Below are 24,528 nucleotides of genomic sequence, written 5' to 3'. Positions count from 1 at the left end.
TTGCAATATGGCGTAGCTTATCCATGGTTAACCTCGGGTAAAATCGGGTTCTCGCAAATGCGGGTGTAAACACAGTCGTAGACGAACGGGATGAAGACGGAAAAGAACTTGCGATACTGGTCATCGGTATAGCCGGTAACTTTATCGACCATCGCCACCATGTGGTTGGTAGCTCTCCGTGGGCGAGCAACGCCATACAACCGCTCAAACTGTTCGACAAGTTCCTCAGTTTTAAGGCTCTCATCCAAGCACTGTGAAAATCGCTGATCGGCCAGCAGTGCGAATGCTATGTGCTTCGGTAATTCGGTGTGCTCTTTGCTCATAGAAAATCCTCGTATCCTTCATCGCGCTTCAGTGATGCTGCGTAAATTTCCCACTCGCTGTAATACTCATCGTTATAGCGACATCCGGCCCAAACTGGTGCACAGTCATCGTAAATGGCTGCGAAGGTGTTGGCTGGTAGCTTGCATAGGGTGTTAAAGCGGTGGTCGGATTCTTGCTGTTCTTTCTGGCGGATTTGATGCTTGATGTACTGGCCTAGCACTGGTTATCTCCTTTGCGTAGCAGGTCAGCTACAGTTCTCAGCAGCAGATCGAGCTTATAAACCCGGCTGTTGCACCGGCAGTGATCGAAAATGCTCATGTGCTGACGGCGTGGTATTTTGTGATCGAGGTTGAGGTTGCGTGCCTGCTGGCAAATTGCTCTCCAGCTGCGTCCTAACTTTCGCTCGATTTCCGGGCGAGGTTTCGAATCCAGGGAGTCATTGAGGTAGTCGAGCTCCCATTGCTTCCAGTTTTTTCTTGGCATTACCGTTATCCCCTTCGTGGCAGATTTAGCTTGGCGCGAATCTCTGCGATTTTGTCCAAGGCTTTCTCTTGGCTTACCGGCGTATGCAGTTTGGGGATTTGCACTACCGGTGCCGGGATTGGCTCGTCAGCTTCGATGCGCTTCGACATTGCGGACAGCTCTTTGCTGCAACGTTTGCGCAGTTCTGCCTCTGCCAGGTTGAGTCCGCGCATTTCGCTGTAGAGCTTCGTCACCATCCAGTAGCAGGCGTTACTCTTCCACGGGTAAGCTTCTGGCGTGTCATACAGGCCGCGTTTAGCGCTGTAAACCATCACCATTTCGTACAGCTCACTGTCGTCTGGTAGCCCTGATGCTCTGATAACTCCCTGCTTGCACCACGCGATGAATTGACCCGGCGAAGGCCAGAACGGTGATTCACTGGCGCGGGCATGTTGCATACCAGCGGACAGTTGTTCACGGCTGCGGATTCCATTCTCGGCGAATGCGGCGATCCACTGCTTCTTCGCTGCTGACTCGTCCGCTTCGCTTCTCAGGTTGGTCTGGCTGGCCGCAGGGAATACCTGCTTAAGCTGCCTGAATAGCGCGTCTACGAGCTTTTCTGCTTCCGGGTTTACGATACTCTGCACGGGTGCAGGGGAACTACCGTAGAGTTTTGCCAGTGTCGCCCCGTCTCGGCTGGCGATGGCGGTCATCAGCTTCTTGGTCATATGAACTCCTCCCACGACTCGCGGCTGTTCCAGTGCGGCACAGGTTCTGCATCCGGACGTTGTTTTCGGTTAGGCTGCCCCTTCTGGGCTGACAGGGTTCCCCATTTTTCTCGGAGCTTTGCAGGGGAAAGGATGTTTGAGCACCAGAAAACATCTCGGTTAGCCCAGCGGAAAACTTCACAAATTTCTTTGTGGGTGAGATCGTCTTGCTGTCTCATCAGCCTAACTGCGTTTGCCCAGTCTGCCCAAGTTGGCTCCTTGGCTGCGGCATTGACTGTGAGGATTTGGCTGTACATCCAACGGCAAGCTTTCTCGTCGTCTTCGGTTCCCCACTTAGCACCAGTGGGTGAGTAGACAAACGCATCCGGATGGGCTGATAGAAATTTTTCCAAGCGGGCGTTTGAGGATTCGCCAGAATTCTCGGACGATAGTCTTTTAATATTCTTGTTATTACCTTCTTGTTCATGATGTGCGGGGATTTGTGCGGACTTATGTGCGGCACCACCATTTGAACCCGCGCCATTACTGGCTTCGCTATGTGCGGGGATTTGTGCGGACTTATGTGCGGGTAAATTGTCTATTTTTTCGGCATATTCGGAGTAATTCAGGATGGTGATCACCGTCCCTTTCCTCTTCTCGCCATCGATAGAAATCATCCCTTCTTTTGCAAAAAATGAGAGCATCCTGCCCACCGCATCACGGCTCGTTGGCTTGCCATCTCTATCGCACAGAGAAAGCCCCAAATCAGCCGCTGTCACGACCAGTTGACCGGCTTGAAGATTCCATTGGTTGCCTTTGAAATTCACTGTACGTGGCTGCCGTTGCGCTTCCAGTAGCAGGTTTTCCCAAAGGGTTCGGAGATAAACATCCTTCGCCCATGGTTTCTTCTTGATGCTTCGGTACAACGGGACATAACCAAGCTTCTGGTTCTCCATCCTGTTGCTCCTGCGCTCACGTTCCGCGCTTAGGTCATAGAATTTTGCTGTGCTCATCAGGCGGCAGCCTCCGGGCGAATTTGCTTGTAGAAAGTCACCCATGCGTCCTTGTCGCCATTGGACATAAACATATTCGTTGGCTCTTCTGGCTTATCAGAATCCCAATGGATTGAGCCGCCATACTGAGCGCCGGGAAACATAAAGCTCACGCTGAACGTTATCCACGGATAACCACCTTGCCACTTGGTAAATTCAAGCTCAGGCCAAGCCTCGGTTATCTGCTTTTTGAATACCCTGTATTTATCGTCTCTGGCGTTGATATCTAGGGCATGCTGATGGCATTCATCGATATTGAGGTAAACCCCCTTCTCGTCCTGCGTGAAAACCAAGGCATCGAGGATGAGCTCACTTTCATCATCATCAACGTCGTCGTGGCAAATGCGCGTTCCTTCGCCACTGGTATGAACCCACCACCCCGCCTCAAGCTGCGCCTTGATAGGAACAAAACCCTTCTCAACAAAGCAATCAAACTCAGGGGCGCGGCGAATCGTGTATCCATAGGTGTCACTATCACAACCACCATGCGCGTTAATGCCAATGCGACGTGCTGCAAGTCCGTGGTGATGGAAAACGATCTCGCAACCGCCTTCGTCCTCCTCCTGAATGACCCAGCACACGACCTTTTTGTTTTTTGCTGCCGATGATTTTTGCATGTATAATTACCTCAGAAATTGATAGTGATTTGTTGTTCAGAAACCTCGGCTGCCACCGGGGTTTTCTTCTTTTTGGCGTTCACCGCATTTACCACCTCCTGCACCATCATCCCCAGAGGACTAAACTCCAGTGACTTCTTGGCTACACAGAGAATGGTTGCGATATAGCGCCAGTCAGTGCGGCTAATCTTCGATTCATGGCATCCAGCCATGCGAGCGAACTCCCTATTGCTGACCAGTGATAGCGTCAGAAGTAAGTCAGTCTCGGCCCGGTTAATCTCTTGTTCTGTTGGTTTGCTGTAGTTTGCTAAGTCCATTTCGTAGAATGTCCATGTTGGTTAAATAGTTACGTGCGGCATCCGTGGGGATTGCCACTTGATATTGGTGGCCACATTGCTGCAGCCGGTATCGATGTTAAAGAGCGGCGGTTCTATGCAGCTGAAGCGCGAACGACTGCAAATACCAAGTTTTCTTTCGTTACTGGAGTTATGGATTCAAACTTCTCAGTTGCTGCCTCAATCTGCTTTGCTTTTCCTGGTGAGGCACGGCGAAAGCCGTAAGCAATTTGATCTAGGTAACCAACTGAGGTTCCTGCAATGGTTGCCAGCCTTGACCATTCGTCAGAACTAGCCTCCTTTCTCCACCGGAGTAAATCATTACTCATGGTCTTGTCCTCATGGTTATATCTGAGGCAAGTTTATCGTTATGATAAATTTACTGCAACTTATATTTATCAATTTGCATATTTATCGCACTGCTAAATGGTGTGAAAATCGAAGTATGGAAACTAAAGACATTCGGCGAGCAAACCTTGCAGCCTTAATGAAAGACCACTTGGAAAAGAACCCAGGATCGACACGCGCTGAGTTTGCGGAGCTATGCGGGTTAGCGCCTGCGCAGTTGAGCCAGTTATCGGGGGAAAATTCATTCCGAAATATTGGTGGGAATTTAGCGAGAAAAATCGAGGTTGCTCTTAAGCTGCCTACTGGGTGGATGGATACATTAAAGACAGAAAATTCAGCAATTGAGTCAAATGTCAGCTATGTAGGTAAATCGAAACCATCGAGAGAGTTCCCGCTGATTAGTTGGGTAAGCGCTGGATGCTGGTTGGAGGCGATAGAGCCTTACCGCAAGGATGAGATAGATTCCTGGCCGGAAACAACAGTTGACGCCAGCCCTGACTCTTTCTGGCTGCGTGTTAAGGGTGATTCGATGACAGCACCATCAGGGTTTACCGTTCCAGAGGGCATGATTATCCTGGTTGACCCTGCAAAAGAATATGCCAGCGGGAATCTAGTGGTGGCAAAGCTTACCAATGACAACGAAGCAACCTTTAAGCAGTACATGGTTGACGCTGGGCGCAGATATCTGAGGGCCCTAAACCCACACCATCCGCCAACTATCATCAATGATGACTGCAAGATCATCGGCGTGGTTGTTGATATCAAGTGGGAGCGCCTGCCATAGCTAGTGGCCTGAAAAGGTGTTCGGGTAGGTGGGGTGGTGAGGCTAGGAAAAGGATTATAAGTGAATAATATCATACCAATAAACAGCATAGACTCGCTTGAAAACGTATTTAACCGCCTGCAATCAGGCGAGGAAATATTGATTGAGCAGCTAAAGGTCGAGTTATTTGACTCTGTAAAAATCAAGATTTTTGGTGATCCCGCACGTTATAATGGGACGCTGCCAGCATCGCTCGCACAAGGGCTTTGCGAGTTTCAAACAGAGATGTATAAAGTCTATACTCTAATCAGGTATAAAACTGACAACCTTCAGAGACTAGGCAGTGACGATAGAGAAGATGCTGAAATAATCTTCTCCATAAACCCAGGATGCACAGAAATTATAACTGCGCTTACTGATCTAGCCAAGGCTTGTGGCAATGCATTTGACAAGGTGACGCAAGGGATGAGCCCAACCCAGAAGACAACATGCTTTCTCTTTGCCATAGCTCTATTTGGCGGAGCATGGGCTGGCACGTCATATCTAAACTCAGAGACTGAAATCGCTGTAAAAAAAGAAGAGACAAAACAACAAGAAGCCAAGATTAAATCTGAGAATGAGAGACTAACCATCCTTAAAGACGGCATGCTTCAGTCCATGCGCGAAAATGCTGGCGTAGATACCATTGAGAGAGCTGAGGGCATTCAAGAGCATGTGACCAAAGCCTATACTGGCGTGCTAAAATCAGCTAGTGATGCTGATAGAATCGAAATTGAAGGCGCGACCAAGGTTAACCTTTCTCAAAAGGATGTCCATGAACTTATTAAAAACCCCATCGAAAAAGCAAAGAAGGAAGAACGGAATCTCGAAGTAGTTATTGATAGCATCAAGAGGACATCAGAAAAATTAACTCTTAGCTGTCGAGAGCCATCAAGTGATGAAAGCTTCCCTGTCTCCGTCGACACATCGTTTATCGATGACAAAGATGAAATTTCGTTGTTGTTCGATGCCATGAAAGAAAACAAATCCGTGAGGATATTGGGAAGTTATACAATTCGCGCTGGCGTCATAGAGAAAGGTAATGCCTCGACAATATCAAAGGATTAACCCACAAACCCGGCCACCGAGCCGGGTTTTTTGTGTCTACCGGTCACCATGACCGACACCATCGACACTATGTCTATCTATAGGCTTGATAGACACCGCACCTGGTTAACGGCATCACTTCTGGAAAACCGTTAACCATTGGTGACATCGTTAACCACCCTCTTTCGGCAACCTCAGCACATCGATAGCCAACTCAGCCGCTAAGTCAAAATCATCATCCTGATACAGCACCTGAATCATCTCTACTAACGCCTCTCTCGATAACTCCCTTTCCTCGACCAACAACTGCATGAGCGCTGTTCCCAGTACCGAAACTACGTGCGGGTGCGCCTGTTCGAAAAACTCATCTGTCTTTTCCATATCAACCTCCGTTTGAATTTCATCCAACTTTACGCCCGAATACCTGCTTTTGGCTAGGTGCGATGGGTTTTGGGTGGGGAAAGTGAAAATAAATTATCAATAAGTTCAAAATGATAAATACGACCCCTCGATTATTTATCATTTTGCTATTGCCATTAATTTATCATTTAGATAAAGTCACCCCATCGAAACGAAACACGATGCGGCAGACGGAACTACCAGCCGCGCCAGACATGAAGTCAGGCTGCTTCTTTAACAATCAGATTGTATGCCGAAAGGTGTACCCAAAGTGAAGTTGGCTTTGGGGTAAGTGCAGAAGATGCCTGTGACAGGTGGCACTTTGCAAAGTAGCGACGGGAATTAGTCACCCCGCTGTGCTTACCACCAAAGCCAATCCACTGGAGATTAACCATGAACGCAAGAGAACGCTGCAAGCTGCGCAGAACGCTCCGTAGGGCTGCTGAACGTGCAGAGGCAAACAAGGATATTAGGCTGAGTAAGAGCATCGCTACAGCCCTTGTAGGCAGCTCAAAAGTAGCCAAGGCATTATCGCTGATTGACTACAAAGCTTGTCCTCGCCCGGTTCGCGAAACATCAGAAGGTGGCGCGATGTGCCTGCCAGAGGTGGCGATGTTCGCTGCAGGAAACCGAAGTGAGAATTACACGAATCCATATCACGTTATGAAGGGGTGAGTGATGAGTCGCCGACTTGAAATACTTAGGGTGTCGTTATCCAAGAAAGAGGCTCTGTTTAATGAAAAGCTACAGCATCATTTCGATACCGTAGCTCAGGCCAACGGACAGCCCCTTAATGATAAGCGCAACGGCCGCGCCACTCTCGATAAGTGGGATAAGCAAAGCGATTCTCTTCGAGCGCTGGACAGCAGCATCAAAAGGACCAAAGAGGCTATAGAGCGCGAAGAATTAAAAATCACGCTAGTTGAATCTGTGAGTCTGCCTGACTACATCCAGTCGGCAATAAGCGACGGACTGATAACACAGTGGAGAAAGTTTCCGCGCTTCTTCTTCGTAACCGGCGTCACTAGTGGTCGAATAGTTCTGGATGAAAAGACAGGACTTATTGCTCACCGATATTTGAGCAAGGTACCTAAAGAAGAATATCCAATTTTCCGAGATGTTTTTAACAAGCTAAACCAGATTTCAAAAGATCAAATCAAGTGCACATAGTCGATTAACACGGATGTTATGTCTGGGGAAAGCGCAAACACAAAGCCCCTTCGGAGGCTTTTCTTTTTCATCAAGCTGCTTCGGCGGCTTTTTTATTGAGGTCAATATGAACGCCACTGATTTACGCAAGATTCTTGAGTACGACGAACTATCTGGAGACTTCAGATGGGTCAAGACTGTTAGTCCTACCGGAGTTTCTGGGGATATCGCAGGAAGTGTTGGCCGGTCTGGTTACCACTCGATGGTTATCAGTGGGAAGAGATATTACGCACATCGTCTCGCATGGATATATGTGAATGGTTCCGTAGATGGGGTTGAAATTGACCACATTAATGGAGTTAAGCATGACAATAGAATAAGTAACTTAAGAATAGCCACTCATTCGCAAAATCAGATGAATAGGAAAAAACCCAAAAATAACACATCTGGATTTAAAGGAGTTAGCTGGAGCAAGAGGGCTAAGAAGTGGCGAGTTGATATATGCGCTAACGGTGTAAGGAAGACCATTGGCTTGTTTGAGGAAAAGATAGCGGCAATTGAAGCGCACTCAAAATATTCAGAAATTTTACATGGTGAATTTAAAAATACGGGGTGTATATGAACACAACTGAGTTGAAAGAAATATTGTCACTTCACAAGGTCTGGGTAACGTCGTTACGCGAAAGCGGATCAAGAGCCAACCTGCGCGGTGCCAACCTGCGCGGTGCCAACCTGCGCGGTGCCAACCTGCGCGGTGCCAACCTGTGCGATGCCAACCTGCGCGATGCCAACCTGTGCGGTGCCGACCTGCGCGGTGCCAACCTGCGCGATGCCAACCTGTGCGATGCCAACCTGCGCGGTGCCAACCTGTGCGATGCCGACCTGCGCGATGCCAACCTGTGCGATGCCAACCTGCGCGGTGCCAACCTGTGCGATGCCGACCTGTGCGATGCCAACCTGCGCGGTGCCAACCTGTGCGATGCCGACCTGCGCGATGCCAACCTGCGCGGTGCCAACCTGCGCGATGCCAACCTGTGCGGTGCCGACCTGCGCGGTGCCAACCTGCGCGATGCCAACCTGTGCGATGCCAACCTTCCTGATCACACATTCGTAATCATGGGTGAGCCCTACTATCTGCAGATTTCGAACGGCGAATATGTTCGCGCAGGCTGCCAAAACCACACCGTTGAACAATGGCGCAAATTCACCAAACGAGAAATCGCAGAAATGGACGGCAAGAAGGCGCTGAAATTCTATCCGCGCCTGCTGAAAATTATCGATTTTTATCTTGGCGCTGGTGAGCACCCCGAATGGGTTAACGAGCCCGAAACCGAAGAGGCTGCATAACGCGGCCTTTATTTTTGGAGGCGATCATGAGCTTCAGAGGAAAGATTTGGTTTTGTATGTTGGTTTCATGCGCCCTCTTCTGGTGTGGCGGGGTTATTGGATTTATGAGGGTTATGTGATGGAAGGATTTAAAGGAACTCCGGGGCCTTGGGAGGTAATGAACTCAACCGATGTATTTAGCCAGCTTGGCGGGGATAGCGGTGATGGGGCATTCGCAGACGAAACCGATGGTTGGCAAATCTGTGACTGTGCAGTTGGATTGACTAAATGGGCAGGAGATTACACTGAACTTGGCTATGACGTAAGAATTGCCAATGCCAAGCTGATAGCTGCTGCGCCAGAGCTTCTTGAGGCTCTTCATGAGTTCAGCCGCCTCTATGGAAGGTTGTGGGATACAACAAAGCCTGAAGGCGGTTTCCTCTCGCCTGAAAGCGTGAAGGAATACGACAGGGTTCATGTAATGGCAGAGAAAGCAATCAAAAAAGCGTTAGGTAACTGACCATCACAAAGCTCATTACACAGTGAGCTTGATGATGTTTAGAGAAGCCTCGACACCCTTTAGGCCGCCATTGTGCGGCCATTTTTTTAACCGGAGTATCTATGCGAAAAGTTGAATGCACGCCCACTAAGTACTCATACGAAAATGGAACCAGAAAAGAAACAAAGGAGGTTTTTTCAGGAATTTTCCATCAGTGGGGCTGTTGCTATGAGGAATTTGATAATGGTCCGGGGAATTACTCCGTAGCCATTGTCGAGCTAGAAGATGGAACCATCAGGGAGTTTCTTCCTGCGGACGTCAAGTTTATATCAGCCGCCTAAGTGCGGCTTTTTTATTCCCATCGCTAAGCCAATTTACGAGTTGGTTCAGCAATGAATACCTATCAATCAACAGGAAAACGCCAATGGCAAAAGCTATCGGCGGCGCTATTGGCGTCGCAAAAACACTGCTCGACCGCATCCATCAATATTTAATCGCTGGCGCAAAGCCAAATCGGGAGGCATTCGCATGACACAGCTGCAGCATGTTATCAGCCTGCTAGCCCGCGAGTCAGTGAGGCTAGGCGACAAAGACCTGTTCCAGGTTTCTAACCACCTTTTCTATCGGGGGATGAAATGAAAATGACGTTCGTATGCACCGAGTATCACGCCAAAGCTGGCCAGCGACAGGGTGAGGTTCGCATTGAGGCGGACGGCGTCGCTTTGTTCGGGCATGTCGATGAGAAGAAGATCATGCCTCAGCTCGATATCAAAGCTGTGTTCGAGTGGCTTGCAGAGAATGGATATACGGTAACAGAAAATAAGGCGGTCGCATGAGCAGCGTAGTACTTGAGAGCGATGAGAAATTTATCTCTCACATGACGTCAGAACTGGAGAGGCAGCTTACCGAATCACAGGCGCAGACAGACACTCGCTGGAACGGTTCGGATCGTCAAAGCCCATCCGTTACTTGGGATGAATTTGCAGGAAACTTTAGCTAAGAGGCAATTATGAAATTTGAAAAAGCCATGAGAAAGAAAGCCAAGCTACGGCTGGCACTTACCGGGCCGAGCGGTTCAGGAAAAACATACAGCGCTCTCCTAATTGCAAAGGGGATCGGCGGCAAGATAGCTGTTATTGATACCGAAAAGGGTAGCGCCTCGCTCTATTCTGACATCGCAGAGTTTGACGTTTTGGAGCTGGAGCCACCCTTTTCACCTGAGCGCTTCATTGAGGCTATCCAGGCAGCCGAGGATGCCGGGTATGAGACGTTGATCATCGATAGTATCACCCACGAATGGGGCGGTGTCGGCGGGTGCCTGGAACTGGTCGATACCATCGCAAAGGCAAAATACCGCGGCAACAGCTGGTCTGCATGGAGTGAAATCAACCCTCGCCACCGCTTGTTCCTCGACGCAATTTTACGTTCGCCTATGCACATCATTGCAACCATGCGCAGTAAGACTGAAACGGCACAGGTAGAAGAGAACGGCCGTAAGAAGGTCGCGAAACTTGGCATGAAGTCTGAGCAGCGTGACGGCGTTGAATATGAGTTCACCACCGTGCTGGATATTGCCCATGAAACGCATCATGCGATCGCAAGTAAAGACCGTACAAAGCTGTTCTCCAATTCAGACCCGCTGGTTATCAGCGAATCGACCGGAAAAATGCTTCTCGACTGGCTGGAATCCGGAATTAACCCTAGCGAAGAGATTTTGAACGGCTTTACTTCAGCAATAGCTGAAGCCGACCTTGGCGCGCTGGAGAGATACTGGAAAAGCGCAGATCGACGCCTCCTGGGCCACCCGGAGCACGATAAAGCGAAACACGTTTACCAATTAAGAAAAGCAGAACTGGAGCAAACAGCATGAGCAGCAAAGGCGTTAATAAGGCAATCATCGTAGGTCGATTAGGTCAGGATCCGGAAGTGCGCTATGCGCCTTCTGGCGCTGCGTTTGCCAACCTTACAGTTGCCACATCAGAGCAATGGCGAGATAAGCAAACAGGAGAGCAGAAAGAGCATACAGAATGGCATCGTATCGTACTGAGTGGGAAGCTGGCAGAGATTGCCGGCGAGTACCTGCGGAAAGGCTCTGAGGTTTATTTGGAAGGAAAGTTGCGCACTCGCAAATGGACAGATCAGTCAGGAGTCGAGAGGTACTCTACAGAGGTTCTGGTTGGCGTTGGAGGCACGATGCAAATGATAGGAGGAAAGCGCGAACGAGATAGCCAACCAAAGCAACAAAATAGCCAGACACAACAGCATAAGCAGGATAGCGAACACTCTATGGAATTCGACGACGATATTCCCTTCTAGGTAACTCAAAGCCGCAGGTAACCACTCATGAAAGAACAATACGCGGAAATAGTCGCGGGATGCCTTGCGGCTTTTGACAGCCTAAAGCGCGGAGAAACTCACGAACGCTCCAACAAGATGATGACCAGGACAGCCGCTAAAAACGCGGCTTTTTTATTGCCTGAACTTCGACCTGCCAGTGAGAAAACGAAGATGGATAAAAACACCAAAACCATATCGGTAGTTCGCATCGTCGGAAGCTGCTGGGAGTTCCCAGACGGCCAGAGAATCCCTGATTTTTGGAAAGCTGACCAGAAGGCCAAGGCGCTCGGCATGTCGCTTGAAAGGCATCAGAAATGGCGCTTTAGCGAAACTGAATAGGAAGCATCATGTTCGGACTATTTCTTCTCATCTGCACTACCGGCGCGGATATCTGCAGCTATCAATCTGCTGGCTACATCTACCCGGATTACCAGAACTGCACTGCTGACATCGCCGCGCAAAAACTCCCCTCTTCTTACGAATGCCTGCCAGTTGATGCTGTGGTGCGGGCTAAGGATGACCTATGACAGAAGTATTGACCTATGAAGCCCTGAAGGCTGAGCGCGATGCGCTGACTGTCGAGAATGCGGCGTTGAAGCTGTCGCGCGAGACTCTTGCAAAGAATGCACTGGAAACCTGCAATGACGTGTTCTCCGCCGGATATCACAGCCCGGCGCTGCATCGCGGGCTAATGGAATCCACTGGTAACCGCAACACGTACCCTAACCCGATATCAGCACTGGTCAATGAGGCCGTTCGTGAACTCGAAACCCCAGCCACCTCCGCAGCACTTGCCGCTATAGAGTTACGGACAATTGAGCGTTTCGCTGATGTGATGCATCAACGCGCCATCGACACATCAGACAGTCGGACTAAAAGCTGCATGAGCGCAGCAGAGATGATGGCTCGCTGCTATATCACCACTGAGCTGCGTGAGGCCAAATAATGGAAAATAAAATGAAAAAATTTGAACTTGTAGCCGAAATGACAAAAGAGTTTTTCGGTAAAAAATTATTCCGCATTCGCGCTCTCATTTCTTTTGGTGATGTAGAGAAAGGTGATTTGGGCGGCTGGATAGAAAAGGAGGAGTCTCTGGATCAGTCCGGCAATGCGTGGGTGTCCGGCAATGCGCGGGTGTACGGCGATGCGCGGGTGTACGGCAATGCGCGGGTGTCCGGCAATGCGTGGGTGTCCGGCGATGCGTGGGTGTACGGCAATGCGCGGGTGTCCGGCAATGCGTGGGTGTACGGCGATGCGCGGGTGTCCGGCAATGCGCGGGTGTACGGCGATGCGCGGGTGTACGGCAATGCGCGGGTGTCCGGCAATGCGTGGGTGTACGGCGGTGCGCGGGTGTCCGGCAATGCGCGGGTGTACGGCAATGCGTGGGTGTCCGGCAATGCGTGGGTGTCCGGCGATGCGTGGGTGTACGGCAATGCGCGGGTGTCCGGCAATGCGTGGGTGTCCGGCGATGCGTGGGTGTACGGCGATGCGCGGGTGTCCGGCAATGCGCGGGTGTACGGCAATGCGTGGGTGTCCGGCGATGCGTGGGTGTCCGGCGATGCGCACTTTATTACTATCGGCCCAATCGGCTCTGAAAACGGAATGCTTACCGCATTCAGACAGCGCGACAACTCCATTGTGGTTTGCCGCGGTTGTTTCTCCGGCACGATCGATGAATTTGAATCTGCGGTTAATGAGCGTCATAGCGATAGCGTTGATGGTCAAATTTATCGTGCTCTGATTCCCGTCATTAAAATGCGATTGGCGGATGTAGAGACGGAGGCCAAATGAAAGAGCTCAACTTTGACCCAACCGATCCGAACAAGATGAAACTCCCTTCTGGCAAGACGTGCGGAGACTGTGCGCATATTCGCCGGTGCAAGGCAATTTTCGGCCACGTTGAAACTGACACATATTGCGACTGGTCGCCATCGCGCGCGGTATTCATGGACAGGGTGGAGGTGCGTGATGCCAGCAAATGAACTGAAGCCAAAAGAGCCGATGGTCGTCAGCTTCTCCGGCGGCCAGTCGTCGGCGTTCATGTGCGACTTCCTGCTGCAGAACTATGCCGATGACTATGAATTCCATTTTGTCTTTGCCAATACAGGACGCGAACATGACGAGACTCTTTCTTTTGTTGATGCTTGCGATAGGCATTTCAAGCTTAATCTACGTTGGCTGGAAGCTGTGGTTACTAGTGAGCACGGCAAAGGCGTTAGGCATAATACCGTGACATTCGAAACCGCAGCGCGGAACGGCGAACCATTCGAGCAGTTGATCAGCGTCGAAGGTATCCCCAATGTGTCTCGGCAGAAGTGCAGCGATTATCTGAAAACCCAGACGATCAGGTCATGGATGCGTGAAGTTGGCCTGGCTCGCCGCGGCTGGTCTGCAAAGACGGCGATCGGTATGCGTGCTGATGAGCCTCAGCGGGCCGATATGGATAAGGCATCAACGAAACGCTACAACCTTGTTTATCCGCTCTGCCACTGGGGCGGATTCGACAAGCAGGACGTGAACGACTTCTGGGACGCCATGCCGTTCAAGCTGAACATCCCACCCCACCATGGAAACTGCCTTACTTGCTTCAAGAAGAGCGATGCAAAGCTGTACCTGATCGCCCATGAACATCCGGAGTGGTTCGCATGGAATCGGGAGATGGAGCAGAAGTTCGGCATGGTGAAGGCCGTCAGCGGACACACATGGTGGCGGCGTAAGCGCGATACCGATCAGCTTATGGCCGATGCACAGCTTGAAGACCGGCAACGGCTTATCTATCTGACTAAAACCAACCCTGACGACGGCGACGGCTGCACTTCATCGTGTGAGCCGTTTCAGAACGCTGATGAAAACGAATTTGAAAAAGAGGATGTGGCATGAACGAAAAACTATGCAGTGACGATTTAAAAATCATCAAGCACCAAATAATTTTCAAGAAAAGCCATCCAGAAATTATTGAGTTTATGGTGCGTCAATTCGGCCTTGAAAAGAAAGAAGCAGAAGAGGTTTTCAAGCAGTTGGTAACCGAAGTCCACCACGACCAGAAAAATATTCGCTATGGCGATTCTTGAGGAGACCCAGCATGGCTAAGCGCAAGAGCAACGAAGCATCCCCTCACATCGATCCGAATTGGCCAAAGTGTCACTTCAAAACAATGACGCTGCACGAGTCTGATTCAGACATGAGCGGCAATAGTGATGGTTTTCAGTGCGACCACTGCGGCCATGAAGTCGGACTTGTTGAATGGAATGAAGCCCAGGAGAAAGCATTATGAGCACTTGGATTTTGATTGTCGTGGCGATGGGTGGATATAACGGAACGTCGCCTGCGGTTGGATTTCAAGAATTTAACTCTCAAGGGGCATGCGTCATGGCTGCCAATGAAGTCGGACGACTTGCTGACGTCAAATATTACTTCAAAACTGCATGCGTTCAAAAGGGGTAATTTCACATGGACAAAAAGCTGAGCGAACTGAGCAAGCCGATCGGTGTTTCTTTTAAATCTGACATCGACCTGATGAAGTCTGGGCGAATGATCCACGGGCAAATGACAGTGTGGAAATCAACTGTGGGTATTCCAGAATCTCAAGAAGGGGTCTACTCGCAAGAGTACGTATCCGCCCTGCTGGCAGAGCTGGAAGCGAAGGATAGTGAAATTGATGCGGCAAACGCCAGAGTTGATGTGATGTGCGCCAAAGCAATGAATCTGACCGAGCGAGCTGAGGTAGCAGAGCAGAAGCTGGCTACGCCGGTGCGGTTGCCCGAGCCTGACGTCAACGATTATGGCTACGAGTCCATAGGCTATCGTGCGGTATTGAGCGCGCTAAGTGATGCTGGCGTTACTTTCACCGTAGAGGGGGATGAGTAGGATGGCAAAGCTAACCAAAGCAGAAAAGAAATGGCTGGACGAGTTGCAGGAGGTGCTGAATCGCTGCCCGTCGAAACGCCTGGGGTTCTACACCATTGGCGATCCGTACCTCGGGGTTATCGATGCTTCACGTTTGCAGGAAATTGAAGACGAACAGGAAGAAAACGGCGGTGAATTTTGCATGGCGGCGTCAAAAGTCGGTGCTGATTTTGCTGGCTACAAGCTCGATTTTCCTAACCAAGTTCACTCAACAGCAGGTTAAGGGGGATGCATGACACAGACACTAACGACTGAGCAGTTGAGAGCGCGCGCGGCACATTTACGAGCTAAAGCTGGGCAATGGCGGGACATAGGCCACGCAGGCAAGGCCAACAGGCTAATGAGCGACGCCGCCGCATTTGAGGAATTGGCGACTAACCGAGAGGCGCAGCCGGTGGCCTACATGAACAAATTCTCAGGTGTATGCATGACATTGGAGCAGCAACCGAATGCGGCCGATGATGCTGACGTTTATGTCCCGCTCTATGCCACGCCGCCAGCGCCAGCAGTGCCGGAATATGACATCCTTGAAGACTATCGCGCTGAGATGCTTAAGCGCGCGGACTTTGGCGGGGATGGCCATGACGACTAAATCAGATGAGCAGCGCCGGGCAGACGCGCGCGACCGGAAGCGCGCACAGCGCCAACGCGAAAGGGAAGCGGCGCTGGATGCAATTATCACCATGCTCAGGGGGCAATGAGCCATGACACAGACACTAACGACAGAGCAGCTAAGAGTGCGCGCAGAATCGCTGGGACTGGATTTCTTCATTGAGCAGCGCGCAGGGGTTTGGGTTAAGGAATGGAATACCGGTGTATGTGTTACTGCCAATGCCCAAGAAGTTGAAATGTGGCTACTGCTGGCTAACCGGGAGGCGATGCCTGTGCTAACGGGTAAGTTTGCAGGTTATGGGCTTTATCATGCTGAGCGGGATGAGTTTGGTAGCTGGTTAAAGGCAACACCACAGAGCGATTGCAGCGACGCAATCACTAAGCATGGTTATGTGAACGTAAAGCTGTTCACCGCCCCGCCAGCGCCAGCAGTGCCGGAGGAAATGACCGGCGGCATCGCGATGAGCAAGTACAAAGTCAAGAAGAGCAATTATGTGCAGTGGGTGAAAGGCTTTAACTCCTGCCGCGCCGCAATGCTGGCTCAACCTGTAAGTAGCGGTTACACGTTGCCTGAAGGCTGGAAGCTGGTTCCAGTTGAGCCGACAGCAGAAATGATAAATGCAGCGTTAGCATCGGGAGCTTTATCCATACGCACCGCGTACCGTGTAATGCTGGCAGCAGCGCCGGAGCAGAACAAACCCGCCGATCACGCCTGGGTTAAGTGCGCCGCCTGCGGACACACAACCCATCAGCATTTTGATCACTGCGGCGTACACTGCGGCGAGGTCATGGCAGCAGCGCCGGAGGGTGGGAATGATCACGATACCCGACGATAACGAAATCATCTCGCGTCTCAGCATTGCCGGTTCAGCGCCGGATTCTGTCGCAAGTCTTCTCCGCTGTGCCGGCTACAACGGTATGACCGGTAAAGCCATCCGCCAGCGCTTGATTAAGCTGGAAAAAGAAAACGCCGTTGAGAAAGTCCGCCGCCCTGGCATCAGATCCGCATGCTGGGCGCCAATCACCAAATAACCCACCGGTAAAAATGAAACCACGAATTCCGCAACGAATCAGCATCAAAGCTGAGGGGGTTCTATGCGCCTACAGGGAGGGCAAAAAGAAACCCAACCGGACATACCAACACAAGCATTTAACGCTGCCTGTGGCCCGCTGCTGGCGATTGCTGTCAAAAGACAACGGCAACTCATGGGAGGTTATGTCCCACGAGCGCTACAACAACCAGATAAGGATCTGATATGACGAATTATGAAATGCTGTTATTCCTCATTGAGGACGAGGGCTGGTATACAGCCGCTGGACATTTCAAACGGATTAAAACCAAGTTCCCAGGGCTCACTGAAAATCATATTAAATCCCTGCGCGGAGCCATTCAAAACTCTACCCTCATTACAGCAAAGAGCAAAATCGTAGAAGGCAACAAGATAGCCTACAAAATCATCTCTGTTTCCCCAATTTACAACAACTATGCCCGAGTTAAGTCGCCATATTCATCGGGAAAATATACCGATAGCTATATCCGTAGTGAGCCTCCCGAAGTTGGCCGGATGATTTTACTTGTTCAGCAGTTTAACCAGCTTTTAGCCACCGTAACCCACCAGCGCGCCTACTAACGGAAAATCATCATGAATCATGCATATCGAAATATCGCCCGCATCGCTGGTGAAGCTGAACGCAATGGCATGTTTACCGAGGCGGCGGAGGTGTGGCGCAAGTCCCTGAGCATTGCACATGCCGTTGACATTGTCTGGATCAACATCCGCATCGATTTTTGTGTCAACGCTGCGGCACGCAACTGGGGGAATGAGCATTGAGCACCGTTTTTGCCAGCAACACGCCACCAGAACACAAAGACCGATGGCAAACCCCTATCGAAGTTTTCAACGCACTGGATGTTGAATTTGGTTTCTTCCTGGATGCAGCGGCAGACGATGGCAACGCACTATGCGCTCATTACCTGACCGAGCTGGATAACGCGCTGTCGGTCGAATGGGTGAGCTACGGTGCCATCTGGTGCAATCCGCCATACAGCGACATCACCCCGTGGGTGCTTAAGGCTGCGGAGCAATGCCGCGTGCAGAATCAGCCGATCGTGATGCTGTTGCCGGCGGACACATCAACGGGCTGGTTTTCGTTGGCGCTGCAGTCAGTCGATGAAGTCCGTTTTATCACCGATGGCCGCCTGGCATTTATTAATTCCGCAACGGGCAAGCCGGGTAAGAACGGCAACAGCAAAGGCAGCCTGCTATTCATCTGGCGACCATTTATCAAGCCGCGGTGCCAGTTCTCAACCATATCCAGAGACGAACTCCTACGCATAGGAAAAGGCATAACGATGGAGGCAAGCGTTGCATGATATGGACTCCACCAGAAAAACCTTCTCCGCAGTACAGCCAGAGAGCTTTTAAGAGATTTCGACTCCCCTTCCAACAATTTAACCCTCCGTCAGTTACTCGATAAGCACGCAGTGAAGATAGCCCCATACTGGCCGAAGTCTCCGCCGGTTTGGCTGCGCCTTTGCTGTGAGGTTCATCGGGTGCGGGAGGGGAAGTAATGAGGTAACCATGGCCGACACCCGCGCAGCCTCGGACGAGGCCAAATTCATGAAGCTCAAAGAGTACGCGGAAAAAATTCAAGTCTCCCCCTATACGATATACCGAAACCCCGCGAAGTTTCACATGTTCAAAGTCGGCGGATCGTGGAGGGCCAACAAAGAAAGCATAGAAAAATTCTCGCAGACCAATAACAATGTCTTCCGACTGGCTGTGGTCGGCAGCAAGGAGTTAAAAAGATGCCGATCTTCAAGAGGGGTAAAAAATACTGGATTGATATCTCCGCGCCAGACGGAACGAGAATTAGACGCTCTGCTGGCACCGAGGAAAAGGTAAAGGCTCAGCAACTTCACGACAAGTTAAAGCATGAGTTCTGGGCTGTAGCCAACCTGGACAAGCGACCGGAGAGGCTGTTCGAAGATATGGTCGTCTTGGCGCTGAGAGATGCCGAGGGGCAATCAAGTTATGAGAACAAGCAGATCTACGCCCGGTACTGGCTTGGCATCTTCGGCGGTAGAGTCGTGTCCTCCATCACCGGGGAAGAGATAGTTGATAACCTGCCGACTCATAACCTGGCTACCAGAAAGCGCCTGGCTAACGCCACCAAAAACCGATACCGCTCATTCATTATGCGAGGCTTCTCGCTCGCCGATAAAAGTGGATGGCTTGATAGACAGCCTTACGCGCAGTCGTTGAGAGAGCCAACGGTTAGAGTTCGGTGGATAGAAAAGAGCGAGGCAAAGTCGCTGATCGCAAATTTACACCATCAATGGATGAAGTGGGTGTGTTCGTTTGCTTTGCTGACTGGCGCTCGTCTTGGGGAGATTTTGTCGCTGAAATGGAAGGATGTTGATCTGGGGCGTCGTGTGGCCGTTGTTACTGCCGAAAACGCAAAGTCAGGAAAGGCCAGACCATTACCGCTGAATGACGACGCGGTCGCAGTGATGAGAGAAATCCCGTTCAACAATGAGTATGTGTTCTCGGCTGACGGCGAAAAGGAAGGGTACATAAACAGGACGGATTTCGAACGTGCACTTCTGCTTTCTGGTATCACGGATTTTCGCTTTCACGATCTCCGCCACACATGGGCAAGCTGGCATGTTCAGAACGGAACCCCGTTGATGGTGTTGAAAGAACTGGGGGGATGGGAGAAGCTGGAGATGGTTAATAAATATGCCCACCTAAGTGGTGAGCATTTGAGTAAGTTCAGCGGCATTGTCACGTTTTTGGCACAGGACACCGAAAGCACAAACGACGCTGTAAGAATTTCTCTTGTAAGTTGATGTTTTTACAACGAAACAAACACACGCCCTAACTCATGTTGCCGCATGAGCATCAGATAAACAGTCTGATGTCGTTGAAACGGGGCCGCGCCGTGCGCGCAGCCCGAGAATTTAGCCGCCGACGGACTCGTTTTCCGCCTGCGGGTTACGGCTGATGAACATCGCATCGCCGTAGCTGAAGAACCGGTACTGCTCGGCCACCGCCCGTTGATAGGCGTTCATGGTGTTTTTATAGCCGGCAAAGGCCGACACCAGCATGATCAGCGTCGATTCCGGCAGGTGGAAATTGGTCACCAGCGCGTCGATCACCTGATAATGGTAGCCCGGGTAGATAAAGATGCTGGTATCGCCGAAGAACGGCGCAATCAGCGCGTCTTTGCTGGCGTTGGCGGCGCTTTCCAGCGAACGCACCGAGGTGGTGCCCACCGCCACCACGCGCTTGCCGCGCGCCTTGCAGGCCAACACCGCGTCCACCACCTCCTGCGGCACTTCGGCGTATTCGGCGTGCATCACGTGCTCTTCAATGGTCTCCACCCGCACCGGCTGGAAGGTGCCGGCGCCGACGTGCAGGGTCACGAAGGCCATCTCCACGCCTTTGTCGCGCAGCGCGGCCAGCAGCGGTTCGTCGAAGTGCAGGCCGGCGGTCGGCGCCGCGACCGCGCCCGGCTTCTCGCTGTAGACCGTCTGATACAGCTCGCGATCGGCGTCTTCGTCCGGGCGGGTAATATACGGCGGCAGCGGCATATGGCCGGCGGCGTTGAGAATGCTGAACACGTCGCGATCGTCGTTGAAGCGCAGCTCGAACAGCGTGTCGTGGCGCGCCACCATGGTGGCGGCGATGCTTTCGTCATCGCCCAACAGCAGCTCGGCGCCCGGCTTCGGCGCCTTGGAAGCGCGCACGTGCGCCAGTACGCGGTGATCGTCCAGCACCCGCTCCACCAGCAGTTCAAGCTTGCCGCCGCTGACCTTGCGGCCAAACATGCGCGCCGGGATCACCCGGGTATTGTTGAACACCAGCAGATCGCCGGCTTCCAGCTCGTTCAGCAGATCGGTGAATACGCCGTGCGTCAGCTCCCCACTCGGCCCGTCCAGCTGCAGCAAGCGGCAACCGCTGCGTTCAGGCTGTGGGTAATGAGCAATCAGGGATTCGGGAAGTTCAAACGAAAAATCGGCGACGCGCATGGGTATTCACTTCTTCAATATGGGACTGGTTGGTAAAAAACAGGCGGCCTAGTCTAAAGCCGTGGGCGGTCAGCGGCAAGAAATAAGGAGGATTTGCGCCACTTCAGATATACTGGCCGGATGAATTTTCTCGCTCATCTCCATTTGGCCATGCTGGCGGACAGCTCGCTGCTGGGCAACCTGCTGGCGGACTTCGTGCGCGGCAATCCGGCCGGCGAGTACGCCCCCGAGGTGGTGGCCGGCATCATGATGCACCGCCGCGTTGACGTACTGACCGACAGCCTGCCGCAGGTAAAAGCCTGCCGCGACTACTTCAGCGAACAACATCGCCGCGTTGCGCCGATCACCCTCGACGTCGTGTGGGACCACTTTCTGGCGCGTCACTGGCAGCAGCTGGAGCCCTCGGTCAGCCTGCACGGCTTCACCCAGCAAGCGCGCAGCCAGATCGTGCCGCACCTGTCGGCGACGCCGCCGCGCTTTCAGAACCTGAACGGCTATCTGTGGCCGGAGCGCTGGCTGGAGCGTTATGCCGAGCTGCCGTTCATCGCCAACGTGCTGGCGGGCATGGCGAGCCGGCGGCCGCGTCTCGGTGCGCTGGCGGGATCTTTCGCCGACGTAGAGAGCCACTATCATCAGCTTGAAATACAGTTCTGGCAGTTTTACCCGCAGATGATGCAGCAGGCGAAAGACAAAAAGCTCTAAGGTCAAGACCGGCATTTTGAAATTGCAGCACTTTGCAAGAAAATGCCTTTTGGGCCTTGCCCTTTTGCGTGAAAAGGTTATTTTTTAAAATTGCCAAAATTAATCAACAACTTTAATAGGTAAAAGCTATCTCATCGATTGGTCTTTTACCCTTTATTCAGCAAGTCGCGGTCCCTATACTGGCCCGTAGTTTTTTCATCAACCCTTAAATACCTATTACAGGAGTAATTATGGTCCTGGTAACTCGTCAAGCCCCTGACTTCACTGCAGCTGCCGTACTGGGCAGCGGCGAAATCGTTGAAAACTTCAACCTGAAGAAGCACCTGAACGGCAAGCCAGCTGTCCTGTTCTTCTGGCCAATGGACTTCACCTTCGTGTGCCCTTCCGAGCTGATCGCTTTCGATCACCGCTATGAAGAGTTCCAGAAGCGTGGCGTTGAAGTGGTAGGCGTTTCATTCGACTCAGAATTCGTTCACAACGCATGGCGTAAAACCCCTGTCGAAAACGGCGGCATCGGTGAAGTGAAATACGCGATGGTTGCTGACATCAAGCGTGAAATTCAGAAAGCTTACGGCATCGAGCACCCGGAAGCCGGCGTTGCGCTGCGCGGCTCCTTCCTGATCGACAAAGACGGTGTGGTACGTGCTCAGGTAGTTAACGACCTGCCAATCGGCCGTAACATCGACGAAATGATCCGTACCGTTGACGCACTGCAATTCCACGAGCAACACGGCGAAGTGTGCCCGGCTCAGTGGGAAAAAGGCAAAGCGGGCATGGGCGCATCACCAGACGGCGTAGCTAAATACCTGTCCGAAAACGCTTCCAAGCTGTAATTTCAGCCTGCAAGCGACTCAACCGGCCCGCGTGGCCGGTTTTTTTTGCCCTTTTTTAGGGCGACATGCCCACATTCCGTGCTTTATTTCCCTGTTTCCGCTCACATTTTCCAGCCTGACTACCGCGCAATCCCTCATCTGTAGCTACGCTTTTAACGCTGGCCCGCAGATTGCAAGCCAGACCAGCACAACACAATAAGAAAACTGACAGGGTAGGAATAACTATGTTTTTACAGAAATGGAGCAAGCCCCTGACCATGGCGGCGCTGCTGGTCAGCGGCAGCCTGTATGCGGCATCCAATCCGGCGGTAGAAGCCCAAAACGGCATGGTGGTGACCTCGCAACACCTGGCCTCGCAGGTCGGCGTCGACATCCTGAAAATGGGCGGCAACGCCATTGACGCCGCGGTGGCGGTCGGTTACGCCCAGGCGGTGGTCAACCCCTGCTGCGGCAACATCGGCGGCGGCGGCTTTATGACCGTCCACCTGGCCGACGGCACCGACACCTTTATCAACTTCCGCGAAACCGCCCCGGCGGCGGCCAGCGCCAACATGTACCTGGACGCCGACGGCAAGGTGAAGAAAGACGCCAGCCTGTACGGCTATCTGGCTTCGGGGGTGCCCGGCACGGTGCTGGGCATGGAAACCGCGCGCGAGAAATACGGCAAGCTGAGCCGTGAGCAGGTGCTGGCGCCGGCTATCAAGCTGGCGCGCGAAGGTTTCGTGCTGACCCGCGCCGACACCGATATCCTCGACACCACCATCGCGCGCTTCAGGCAGGATGCCGAATCCGCCAAAATCTTCCTGCGCCCGGACGGCACCCCGCTGCAGCCGGGCGATCGCTTGGTGCAGAGCGATCTGGCCAATACGCTGGAAGCCATCGCCAAAGGCGGCACCGACGCCTTCTATAAAGGCAGGATCCCGCAGGCGGTGGAATCGGCGGCCAAACGGGGCGGCGGCATCCTGACCGCGGCGGACTTCGCCAATTACAAGGTTACCGAAACCCCGCCGATCGCCTGCAGCTACCGCGGCTATAAGTTCGTCTCGGCCCCCCCGCCCAGCTCCGGCGGCGTGACGCTGTGTGAAATCCTCAACGTGGTGGAAGGCTATGACCTGAAGAGCATGGGCTTCAACTCCGCGGCGGCCATCCATACCATGACCGAAGCGATGCGCCACGCCTATATGGACCGCAATACTTACCTCGGCGACCCGGAATTCATCAAAAACCCGATCGACCGGCTGATCAGCAAAAGCTATGCCGAAGAAATTCGCAAGAAAATCGTTGCGGACCAGGCCACCCCTTCCGAGAAAGTGCAGCCGGGTATGGAACCGCATGAAAAGCCGGAAACCACCCACTATTCGATTGTCGATCATGAAGGGAACGCCGTCTCCACCACCTATACCGTCAATGGCCGCTTTGGCGCGGTGGTGATTGCCCCGGGCACAGGTTTCTTCCTCAATGACGAAATGGACGACTTCACCGTGAAGGTCGGCGAGAAAAACCTCTATGGCCTGGTGCAGGGCACCGCCAACAGCATTGCCCCCGGTAAGCGCCCACTATCGTCGATGAGCCCGACGCTGGTCACCAAAGACAATAAAATCTTCATGGTGCTGGGTTCGCCGGGCGGTTCGCGCATCATCACCATCACCCTGCAGACCGCACTGAACGTGATCGACCACGGTATGGCGCCGCAGGAGGCGGTGGATGCGCCGCGCATTCACCACCAGTGGCTGCCGGACGAAGTGTATTACGAACAACGCGGGGTGTCCGCCGACACGCTGAAGCTGCTCAGCGGCATGGGCTACAAGATGGTGGAGCAAACGCCGTGGGGCGCCGCCGAACTGATTTTGGTGGGGCTGCCGGGCGCGGCGGGCGTTAGCCCGGCCAACTCAGGCAACGACTCTGCGGTGTCCGGCAAGGTGCGCGAAGGCTACCTGTACGGCGCCAATGACGTGCGCCGCCCGGCCGGTTCGGCCATCGGTTATTGATGATGTAAACACCCACTCACCCTATCAGGGGCCGGTTCGCCGGCCCCG

Annotated in this window: 41 protein-coding genes; 32 read left to right on the top strand and 9 right to left on the bottom strand. The window is 52.4% G+C overall.

Going from position 1 to position 24,528, the window contains the following annotated elements; all coding sequences use genetic code 11:
- Positions 1-17: 17 nt before the first annotated feature.
- From KHA73_RS04905 to KHA73_RS04875, 7 genes are all read right to left on the bottom strand, one after another.
- On the bottom strand, positions 18-323 hold the full coding sequence (locus tag KHA73_RS04905) for a hypothetical protein (protein WP_234589486.1): 306 nt from the start codon (positions 321-323) through the stop codon (positions 18-20).
- On the bottom strand, positions 320-544 hold the full coding sequence (locus KHA73_RS04900; protein WP_234589484.1) for a hypothetical protein: 225 nt from the start codon (positions 542-544) through the stop codon (positions 320-322). Before KHA73_RS04900 ends, KHA73_RS04905 begins: the two co-directional genes overlap by 4 nt.
- A gap of 268 nt (positions 545-812) precedes the next feature.
- Positions 813-1,514, bottom strand: a complete 702-nt coding sequence (locus KHA73_RS04895) for a replication protein P (RefSeq protein WP_234589483.1) — start codon at positions 1,512-1,514, stop codon at positions 813-815.
- Complete coding sequence (locus KHA73_RS04890; RefSeq protein ID WP_234589482.1) at positions 1,511-2,449, bottom strand: replication protein; 939 nt, start codon at positions 2,447-2,449, stop codon at positions 1,511-1,513. The genes KHA73_RS04895 and KHA73_RS04890 overlap by 4 nt, the downstream gene beginning before the upstream one ends.
- Before the next feature lie 56 nt (positions 2,450-2,505).
- Entirely contained in the window at positions 2,506-3,162 is a 657-nt protein-coding gene (locus KHA73_RS04885; RefSeq protein ID WP_234589481.1) for a hypothetical protein, read from the bottom strand.
- An 11-nt stretch (positions 3,163-3,173) separates the two neighbouring features.
- Complete coding sequence (locus tag KHA73_RS04880) at positions 3,174-3,479, bottom strand: CII family transcriptional regulator (protein WP_234589480.1); 306 nt, start codon at positions 3,477-3,479, stop codon at positions 3,174-3,176.
- Between the two features lie 113 nt (positions 3,480-3,592).
- Positions 3,593-3,826 (bottom strand): transcriptional regulator, encoded by a 234-nt coding sequence (locus tag KHA73_RS04875; RefSeq protein WP_234589479.1) that lies wholly within the window; start codon positions 3,824-3,826, stop codon positions 3,593-3,595.
- Positions 3,827-3,867: 41 nt separating this feature from the next.
- Between KHA73_RS04875 and KHA73_RS04870 the strand changes: the two genes are divergently transcribed.
- Both KHA73_RS04870 and KHA73_RS04865 read left to right on the top strand, forming a co-directional pair.
- Complete coding sequence (locus tag KHA73_RS04870; protein ID WP_234589478.1) at positions 3,868-4,629, top strand: LexA family protein; 762 nt, start codon at positions 3,868-3,870, stop codon at positions 4,627-4,629.
- A gap of 60 nt (positions 4,630-4,689) precedes the next feature.
- Positions 4,690-5,715, top strand: coding sequence for a hypothetical protein (locus KHA73_RS04865; RefSeq protein WP_234589477.1), 1,026 nt, complete (start codon positions 4,690-4,692; stop codon positions 5,713-5,715).
- Positions 5,716-5,865: 150 nt separating this feature from the next.
- On the opposite strand, the gene KHA73_RS04860 is transcribed toward KHA73_RS04865, so the two are convergent.
- Positions 5,866-6,075 carry a hypothetical protein gene (locus KHA73_RS04860; RefSeq protein WP_234589476.1) on the bottom strand — a complete coding sequence of 70 codons (210 nt, stop codon included), beginning with the start codon at positions 6,073-6,075 and terminating at the stop codon, positions 5,866-5,868.
- 696 nt (positions 6,076-6,771) lie between these two features.
- Here KHA73_RS04860 and KHA73_RS04855 point away from each other — a divergent pair.
- From KHA73_RS04855 to KHA73_RS04730, 27 genes are all read left to right on the top strand, one after another.
- Positions 6,772-7,263 carry a hypothetical protein gene (locus KHA73_RS04855; protein ID WP_234589475.1) on the top strand — a complete coding sequence of 164 codons (492 nt, stop codon included), beginning with the start codon at positions 6,772-6,774 and terminating at the stop codon, positions 7,261-7,263.
- 106 nt (positions 7,264-7,369) lie between these two features.
- The gene (locus KHA73_RS04850) at positions 7,370-7,864 is read left to right on the top strand and encodes an HNH endonuclease (protein ID WP_234589474.1); all 495 of its coding nucleotides are present in this window, start codon (positions 7,370-7,372) and stop codon (positions 7,862-7,864) included.
- On the top strand, positions 7,861-8,589 hold the full coding sequence (locus KHA73_RS04845; protein ID WP_234589473.1) for a pentapeptide repeat-containing protein: 729 nt from the start codon (positions 7,861-7,863) through the stop codon (positions 8,587-8,589). Before KHA73_RS04850 ends, KHA73_RS04845 begins: the two co-directional genes overlap by 4 nt.
- Positions 8,590-8,707: 118 nt before the next feature.
- A complete protein-coding gene (locus KHA73_RS04840; RefSeq protein ID WP_234589471.1) occupies positions 8,708-9,088 on the top strand; it encodes a hypothetical protein in 381 nt (126 codons plus the stop codon).
- Between the two features lie 614 nt (positions 9,089-9,702).
- Positions 9,703-9,903: a hypothetical protein gene (locus tag KHA73_RS04835; protein ID WP_234589469.1), complete on the top strand. Its 201-nt coding sequence runs from the start codon at positions 9,703-9,705 to the stop codon at positions 9,901-9,903.
- Positions 9,900-10,067 (top strand): hypothetical protein, encoded by a 168-nt coding sequence (locus tag KHA73_RS04830; RefSeq protein WP_234589468.1) that lies wholly within the window; start codon positions 9,900-9,902, stop codon positions 10,065-10,067. Before KHA73_RS04835 ends, KHA73_RS04830 begins: the two co-directional genes overlap by 4 nt.
- A 9-nt stretch (positions 10,068-10,076) precedes the next feature.
- The gene (locus tag KHA73_RS04825) at positions 10,077-10,937 is read left to right on the top strand and encodes an ATP-binding protein (protein ID WP_234589467.1); all 861 of its coding nucleotides are present in this window, start codon (positions 10,077-10,079) and stop codon (positions 10,935-10,937) included.
- Positions 10,934-11,383 carry a single-stranded DNA-binding protein gene (ssb, locus tag KHA73_RS04820; RefSeq protein WP_234589466.1) on the top strand — a complete coding sequence of 150 codons (450 nt, stop codon included), beginning with the start codon at positions 10,934-10,936 and terminating at the stop codon, positions 11,381-11,383. The genes KHA73_RS04825 and ssb overlap by 4 nt, the downstream gene beginning before the upstream one ends.
- Positions 11,384-11,410: 27 nt before the next feature.
- Positions 11,411-11,743 carry a hypothetical protein gene (locus tag KHA73_RS04815; RefSeq protein ID WP_234589465.1) on the top strand — a complete coding sequence of 111 codons (333 nt, stop codon included), beginning with the start codon at positions 11,411-11,413 and terminating at the stop codon, positions 11,741-11,743.
- An 8-nt stretch (positions 11,744-11,751) separates the two neighbouring features.
- Entirely contained in the window at positions 11,752-11,931 is a 180-nt protein-coding gene (locus KHA73_RS04810) for a hypothetical protein (protein ID WP_234589464.1), read from the top strand.
- A complete protein-coding gene (locus KHA73_RS04805; protein WP_234589463.1) occupies positions 11,928-12,350 on the top strand; it encodes a hypothetical protein in 423 nt (140 codons plus the stop codon). The genes KHA73_RS04810 and KHA73_RS04805 overlap by 4 nt, the downstream gene beginning before the upstream one ends.
- An 11-nt stretch (positions 12,351-12,361) precedes the next feature.
- Positions 12,362-13,195: an LbetaH domain-containing protein gene (locus tag KHA73_RS04800; RefSeq protein WP_234589462.1), complete on the top strand. Its 834-nt coding sequence runs from the start codon at positions 12,362-12,364 to the stop codon at positions 13,193-13,195.
- Positions 13,192-13,386, top strand: a complete 195-nt coding sequence (locus KHA73_RS04795) for a hypothetical protein (protein ID WP_234589461.1) — start codon at positions 13,192-13,194, stop codon at positions 13,384-13,386. The genes KHA73_RS04800 and KHA73_RS04795 overlap by 4 nt, the downstream gene beginning before the upstream one ends.
- Positions 13,373-14,284: a phosphoadenosine phosphosulfate reductase domain-containing protein gene (locus KHA73_RS04790; RefSeq protein ID WP_234589460.1), complete on the top strand. Its 912-nt coding sequence runs from the start codon at positions 13,373-13,375 to the stop codon at positions 14,282-14,284. The genes KHA73_RS04795 and KHA73_RS04790 overlap by 14 nt, the downstream gene beginning before the upstream one ends.
- Complete coding sequence (locus tag KHA73_RS04785) at positions 14,281-14,475, top strand: hypothetical protein (RefSeq protein WP_234589459.1); 195 nt, start codon at positions 14,281-14,283, stop codon at positions 14,473-14,475. Before KHA73_RS04790 ends, KHA73_RS04785 begins: the two co-directional genes overlap by 4 nt.
- 11 nt (positions 14,476-14,486) lie before the next feature.
- Entirely contained in the window at positions 14,487-14,678 is a 192-nt protein-coding gene (locus KHA73_RS04780) for a hypothetical protein (protein WP_234589457.1), read from the top strand.
- Entirely contained in the window at positions 14,675-14,848 is a 174-nt protein-coding gene (locus tag KHA73_RS04775) for a hypothetical protein (RefSeq protein WP_234589456.1), read from the top strand. The genes KHA73_RS04780 and KHA73_RS04775 overlap by 4 nt, the downstream gene beginning before the upstream one ends.
- Before the next feature lie 6 nt (positions 14,849-14,854).
- A complete protein-coding gene (locus KHA73_RS04770) occupies positions 14,855-15,271 on the top strand; it encodes a hypothetical protein (protein ID WP_234589454.1) in 417 nt (138 codons plus the stop codon).
- Position 15,272: 1 nt separating this feature from the next.
- Complete coding sequence (locus KHA73_RS04765; protein WP_234589453.1) at positions 15,273-15,533, top strand: hypothetical protein; 261 nt, start codon at positions 15,273-15,275, stop codon at positions 15,531-15,533.
- Between the two features lie 9 nt (positions 15,534-15,542).
- Positions 15,543-15,902, top strand: a complete 360-nt coding sequence (locus KHA73_RS04760; protein ID WP_234589451.1) for a hypothetical protein — start codon at positions 15,543-15,545, stop codon at positions 15,900-15,902.
- Between the two features lie 112 nt (positions 15,903-16,014).
- Complete coding sequence (locus KHA73_RS04755; RefSeq protein ID WP_234589450.1) at positions 16,015-16,758, top strand: hypothetical protein; 744 nt, start codon at positions 16,015-16,017, stop codon at positions 16,756-16,758.
- Positions 16,736-16,954, top strand: a complete 219-nt coding sequence (locus tag KHA73_RS04750; RefSeq protein WP_234589449.1) for a hypothetical protein — start codon at positions 16,736-16,738, stop codon at positions 16,952-16,954. The genes KHA73_RS04755 and KHA73_RS04750 overlap by 23 nt, the downstream gene beginning before the upstream one ends.
- A 13-nt stretch (positions 16,955-16,967) precedes the next feature.
- Positions 16,968-17,177 (top strand): ParE family toxin-like protein, encoded by a 210-nt coding sequence (locus KHA73_RS24710; RefSeq protein ID WP_072265302.1) that lies wholly within the window; start codon positions 16,968-16,970, stop codon positions 17,175-17,177.
- Position 17,178: 1 nt separating this feature from the next.
- Positions 17,179-17,553 carry a hypothetical protein gene (locus KHA73_RS04745; protein WP_234589448.1) on the top strand — a complete coding sequence of 125 codons (375 nt, stop codon included), beginning with the start codon at positions 17,179-17,181 and terminating at the stop codon, positions 17,551-17,553.
- 12 nt (positions 17,554-17,565) lie between these two features.
- A complete protein-coding gene (locus KHA73_RS04740; protein WP_234589445.1) occupies positions 17,566-17,754 on the top strand; it encodes an ANR family transcriptional regulator in 189 nt (62 codons plus the stop codon).
- The gene (locus KHA73_RS04735) at positions 17,751-18,296 is read left to right on the top strand and encodes a phage N-6-adenine-methyltransferase (RefSeq protein ID WP_234589444.1); all 546 of its coding nucleotides are present in this window, start codon (positions 17,751-17,753) and stop codon (positions 18,294-18,296) included. The genes KHA73_RS04740 and KHA73_RS04735 overlap by 4 nt, the downstream gene beginning before the upstream one ends.
- 435 nt (positions 18,297-18,731) lie before the next feature.
- Complete coding sequence (locus tag KHA73_RS04730; RefSeq protein WP_234589443.1) at positions 18,732-19,775, top strand: site-specific integrase; 1,044 nt, start codon at positions 18,732-18,734, stop codon at positions 19,773-19,775.
- Positions 19,776-19,886: 111 nt separating this feature from the next.
- Here the strand turns inward: KHA73_RS04730 and queA are convergent, their stop codons facing one another.
- Positions 19,887-20,957 carry a tRNA preQ1(34) S-adenosylmethionine ribosyltransferase-isomerase QueA gene (gene queA, locus KHA73_RS04725; RefSeq protein WP_234589442.1) on the bottom strand — a complete coding sequence of 357 codons (1,071 nt, stop codon included), beginning with the start codon at positions 20,955-20,957 and terminating at the stop codon, positions 19,887-19,889.
- Positions 20,958-21,077: 120 nt separating this feature from the next.
- On the opposite strand from queA, the gene KHA73_RS04720 reads away from it, so the two are divergent.
- From KHA73_RS04720 to ggt, 3 genes are all read left to right on the top strand, one after another.
- Positions 21,078-21,659: an ACP phosphodiesterase gene (locus KHA73_RS04720; RefSeq protein ID WP_234589441.1), complete on the top strand. Its 582-nt coding sequence runs from the start codon at positions 21,078-21,080 to the stop codon at positions 21,657-21,659.
- A gap of 230 nt (positions 21,660-21,889) precedes the next feature.
- A complete protein-coding gene (locus KHA73_RS04715) occupies positions 21,890-22,492 on the top strand; it encodes a peroxiredoxin C (protein WP_234589440.1) in 603 nt (200 codons plus the stop codon).
- Between the two features lie 224 nt (positions 22,493-22,716).
- The gene (gene ggt / locus KHA73_RS04710) at positions 22,717-24,480 is read left to right on the top strand and encodes a gamma-glutamyltransferase (RefSeq protein WP_234589439.1); all 1,764 of its coding nucleotides are present in this window, start codon (positions 22,717-22,719) and stop codon (positions 24,478-24,480) included.
- The last annotated feature ends 48 nt before the right edge of the window (positions 24,481-24,528 follow it).

The organism is Serratia entomophila (assembly GCF_021462285.1).
GTDB lineage: Bacteria > Pseudomonadota > Gammaproteobacteria > Enterobacterales > Enterobacteriaceae > Serratia > Serratia entomophila.
The sequence above is the reverse complement of the archived record's forward strand: the minus strand, read 5'-3'. Positions and strand labels throughout refer to the sequence as shown.

What these genes read in the sequence shown, in the direction of transcription:
- KHA73_RS04905 (WP_234589486.1), bottom strand. Translation starts at nt 323, where the DNA reads ATGAGCAAAGAGCACACCGAATTACCGAAGCACATAGCATTCGCACTG.
- KHA73_RS04895 (WP_234589483.1), bottom strand. Translation starts at nt 1,514, where the DNA reads ATGACCAAGAAGCTGATGACCGCCATCGCCAGCCGAGACGGGGCGACA.
- KHA73_RS04890 (WP_234589482.1), bottom strand. Translation starts at nt 2,449, where the DNA reads ATGGAGAACCAGAAGCTTGGTTATGTCCCGTTGTACCGAAGCATCAAG.
- KHA73_RS04885 (WP_234589481.1), bottom strand. Translation starts at nt 3,162, where the DNA reads ATGCAAAAATCATCGGCAGCAAAAAACAAAAAGGTCGTGTGCTGGGTC.
- KHA73_RS04880 (WP_234589480.1), bottom strand. Translation starts at nt 3,479, where the DNA reads ATGGACTTAGCAAACTACAGCAAACCAACAGAACAAGAGATTAACCGG.
- KHA73_RS04875 (WP_234589479.1), bottom strand. Translation starts at nt 3,826, where the DNA reads ATGAGTAATGATTTACTCCGGTGGAGAAAGGAGGCTAGTTCTGACGAA.
- KHA73_RS04870 (WP_234589478.1), top strand. Translation starts at nt 3,868, where the DNA reads ATGATAAATTTACTGCAACTTATATTTATCAATTTGCATATTTATCGC.
- KHA73_RS04860 (WP_234589476.1), bottom strand. Translation starts at nt 6,075, where the DNA reads ATGGAAAAGACAGATGAGTTTTTCGAACAGGCGCACCCGCACGTAGTT.
- KHA73_RS04855 (WP_234589475.1), top strand. Translation starts at nt 6,772, where the DNA reads ATGAGTCGCCGACTTGAAATACTTAGGGTGTCGTTATCCAAGAAAGAG.
- KHA73_RS04850 (WP_234589474.1), top strand. Translation starts at nt 7,370, where the DNA reads ATGAACGCCACTGATTTACGCAAGATTCTTGAGTACGACGAACTATCT.
- KHA73_RS04845 (WP_234589473.1), top strand. Translation starts at nt 7,861, where the DNA reads ATGAACACAACTGAGTTGAAAGAAATATTGTCACTTCACAAGGTCTGG.
- KHA73_RS04840 (WP_234589471.1), top strand. Translation starts at nt 8,708, where the DNA reads ATGGAAGGATTTAAAGGAACTCCGGGGCCTTGGGAGGTAATGAACTCA.
- KHA73_RS04835 (WP_234589469.1), top strand. Translation starts at nt 9,703, where the DNA reads ATGAAAATGACGTTCGTATGCACCGAGTATCACGCCAAAGCTGGCCAG.
- KHA73_RS04830 (WP_234589468.1), top strand. Translation starts at nt 9,900, where the DNA reads ATGAGCAGCGTAGTACTTGAGAGCGATGAGAAATTTATCTCTCACATG.
- KHA73_RS04825 (WP_234589467.1), top strand. Translation starts at nt 10,077, where the DNA reads ATGAAATTTGAAAAAGCCATGAGAAAGAAAGCCAAGCTACGGCTGGCA.
- ssb (WP_234589466.1), top strand. Translation starts at nt 10,934, where the DNA reads ATGAGCAGCAAAGGCGTTAATAAGGCAATCATCGTAGGTCGATTAGGT.
- KHA73_RS04815 (WP_234589465.1), top strand. Translation starts at nt 11,411, where the DNA reads ATGAAAGAACAATACGCGGAAATAGTCGCGGGATGCCTTGCGGCTTTT.
- KHA73_RS04810 (WP_234589464.1), top strand. Translation starts at nt 11,752, where the DNA reads ATGTTCGGACTATTTCTTCTCATCTGCACTACCGGCGCGGATATCTGC.
- KHA73_RS04805 (WP_234589463.1), top strand. Translation starts at nt 11,928, where the DNA reads ATGACAGAAGTATTGACCTATGAAGCCCTGAAGGCTGAGCGCGATGCG.
- KHA73_RS04800 (WP_234589462.1), top strand. Translation starts at nt 12,362, where the DNA reads ATGAAAAAATTTGAACTTGTAGCCGAAATGACAAAAGAGTTTTTCGGT.
- KHA73_RS04795 (WP_234589461.1), top strand. Translation starts at nt 13,192, where the DNA reads ATGAAAGAGCTCAACTTTGACCCAACCGATCCGAACAAGATGAAACTC.
- KHA73_RS04790 (WP_234589460.1), top strand. Translation starts at nt 13,373, where the DNA reads ATGCCAGCAAATGAACTGAAGCCAAAAGAGCCGATGGTCGTCAGCTTC.
- KHA73_RS04785 (WP_234589459.1), top strand. Translation starts at nt 14,281, where the DNA reads ATGAACGAAAAACTATGCAGTGACGATTTAAAAATCATCAAGCACCAA.
- KHA73_RS04780 (WP_234589457.1), top strand. Translation starts at nt 14,487, where the DNA reads ATGGCTAAGCGCAAGAGCAACGAAGCATCCCCTCACATCGATCCGAAT.
- KHA73_RS04775 (WP_234589456.1), top strand. Translation starts at nt 14,675, where the DNA reads ATGAGCACTTGGATTTTGATTGTCGTGGCGATGGGTGGATATAACGGA.
- KHA73_RS04770 (WP_234589454.1), top strand. Translation starts at nt 14,855, where the DNA reads ATGGACAAAAAGCTGAGCGAACTGAGCAAGCCGATCGGTGTTTCTTTT.
- KHA73_RS04765 (WP_234589453.1), top strand. Translation starts at nt 15,273, where the DNA reads ATGGCAAAGCTAACCAAAGCAGAAAAGAAATGGCTGGACGAGTTGCAG.
- KHA73_RS04760 (WP_234589451.1), top strand. Translation starts at nt 15,543, where the DNA reads ATGACACAGACACTAACGACTGAGCAGTTGAGAGCGCGCGCGGCACAT.
- KHA73_RS04755 (WP_234589450.1), top strand. Translation starts at nt 16,015, where the DNA reads ATGACACAGACACTAACGACAGAGCAGCTAAGAGTGCGCGCAGAATCG.
- KHA73_RS04750 (WP_234589449.1), top strand. Translation starts at nt 16,736, where the DNA reads ATGATCACGATACCCGACGATAACGAAATCATCTCGCGTCTCAGCATT.
- KHA73_RS24710 (WP_072265302.1), top strand. Translation starts at nt 16,968, where the DNA reads ATGAAACCACGAATTCCGCAACGAATCAGCATCAAAGCTGAGGGGGTT.
- KHA73_RS04745 (WP_234589448.1), top strand. Translation starts at nt 17,179, where the DNA reads ATGACGAATTATGAAATGCTGTTATTCCTCATTGAGGACGAGGGCTGG.
- KHA73_RS04740 (WP_234589445.1), top strand. Translation starts at nt 17,566, where the DNA reads ATGAATCATGCATATCGAAATATCGCCCGCATCGCTGGTGAAGCTGAA.
- KHA73_RS04730 (WP_234589443.1), top strand. Translation starts at nt 18,732, where the DNA reads ATGCCGATCTTCAAGAGGGGTAAAAAATACTGGATTGATATCTCCGCG.
- queA (WP_234589442.1), bottom strand. Translation starts at nt 20,957, where the DNA reads ATGCGCGTCGCCGATTTTTCGTTTGAACTTCCCGAATCCCTGATTGCT.
- KHA73_RS04720 (WP_234589441.1), top strand. Translation starts at nt 21,078, where the DNA reads ATGAATTTTCTCGCTCATCTCCATTTGGCCATGCTGGCGGACAGCTCG.
- KHA73_RS04715 (WP_234589440.1), top strand. Translation starts at nt 21,890, where the DNA reads ATGGTCCTGGTAACTCGTCAAGCCCCTGACTTCACTGCAGCTGCCGTA.
- ggt (WP_234589439.1), top strand. Translation starts at nt 22,717, where the DNA reads ATGTTTTTACAGAAATGGAGCAAGCCCCTGACCATGGCGGCGCTGCTG.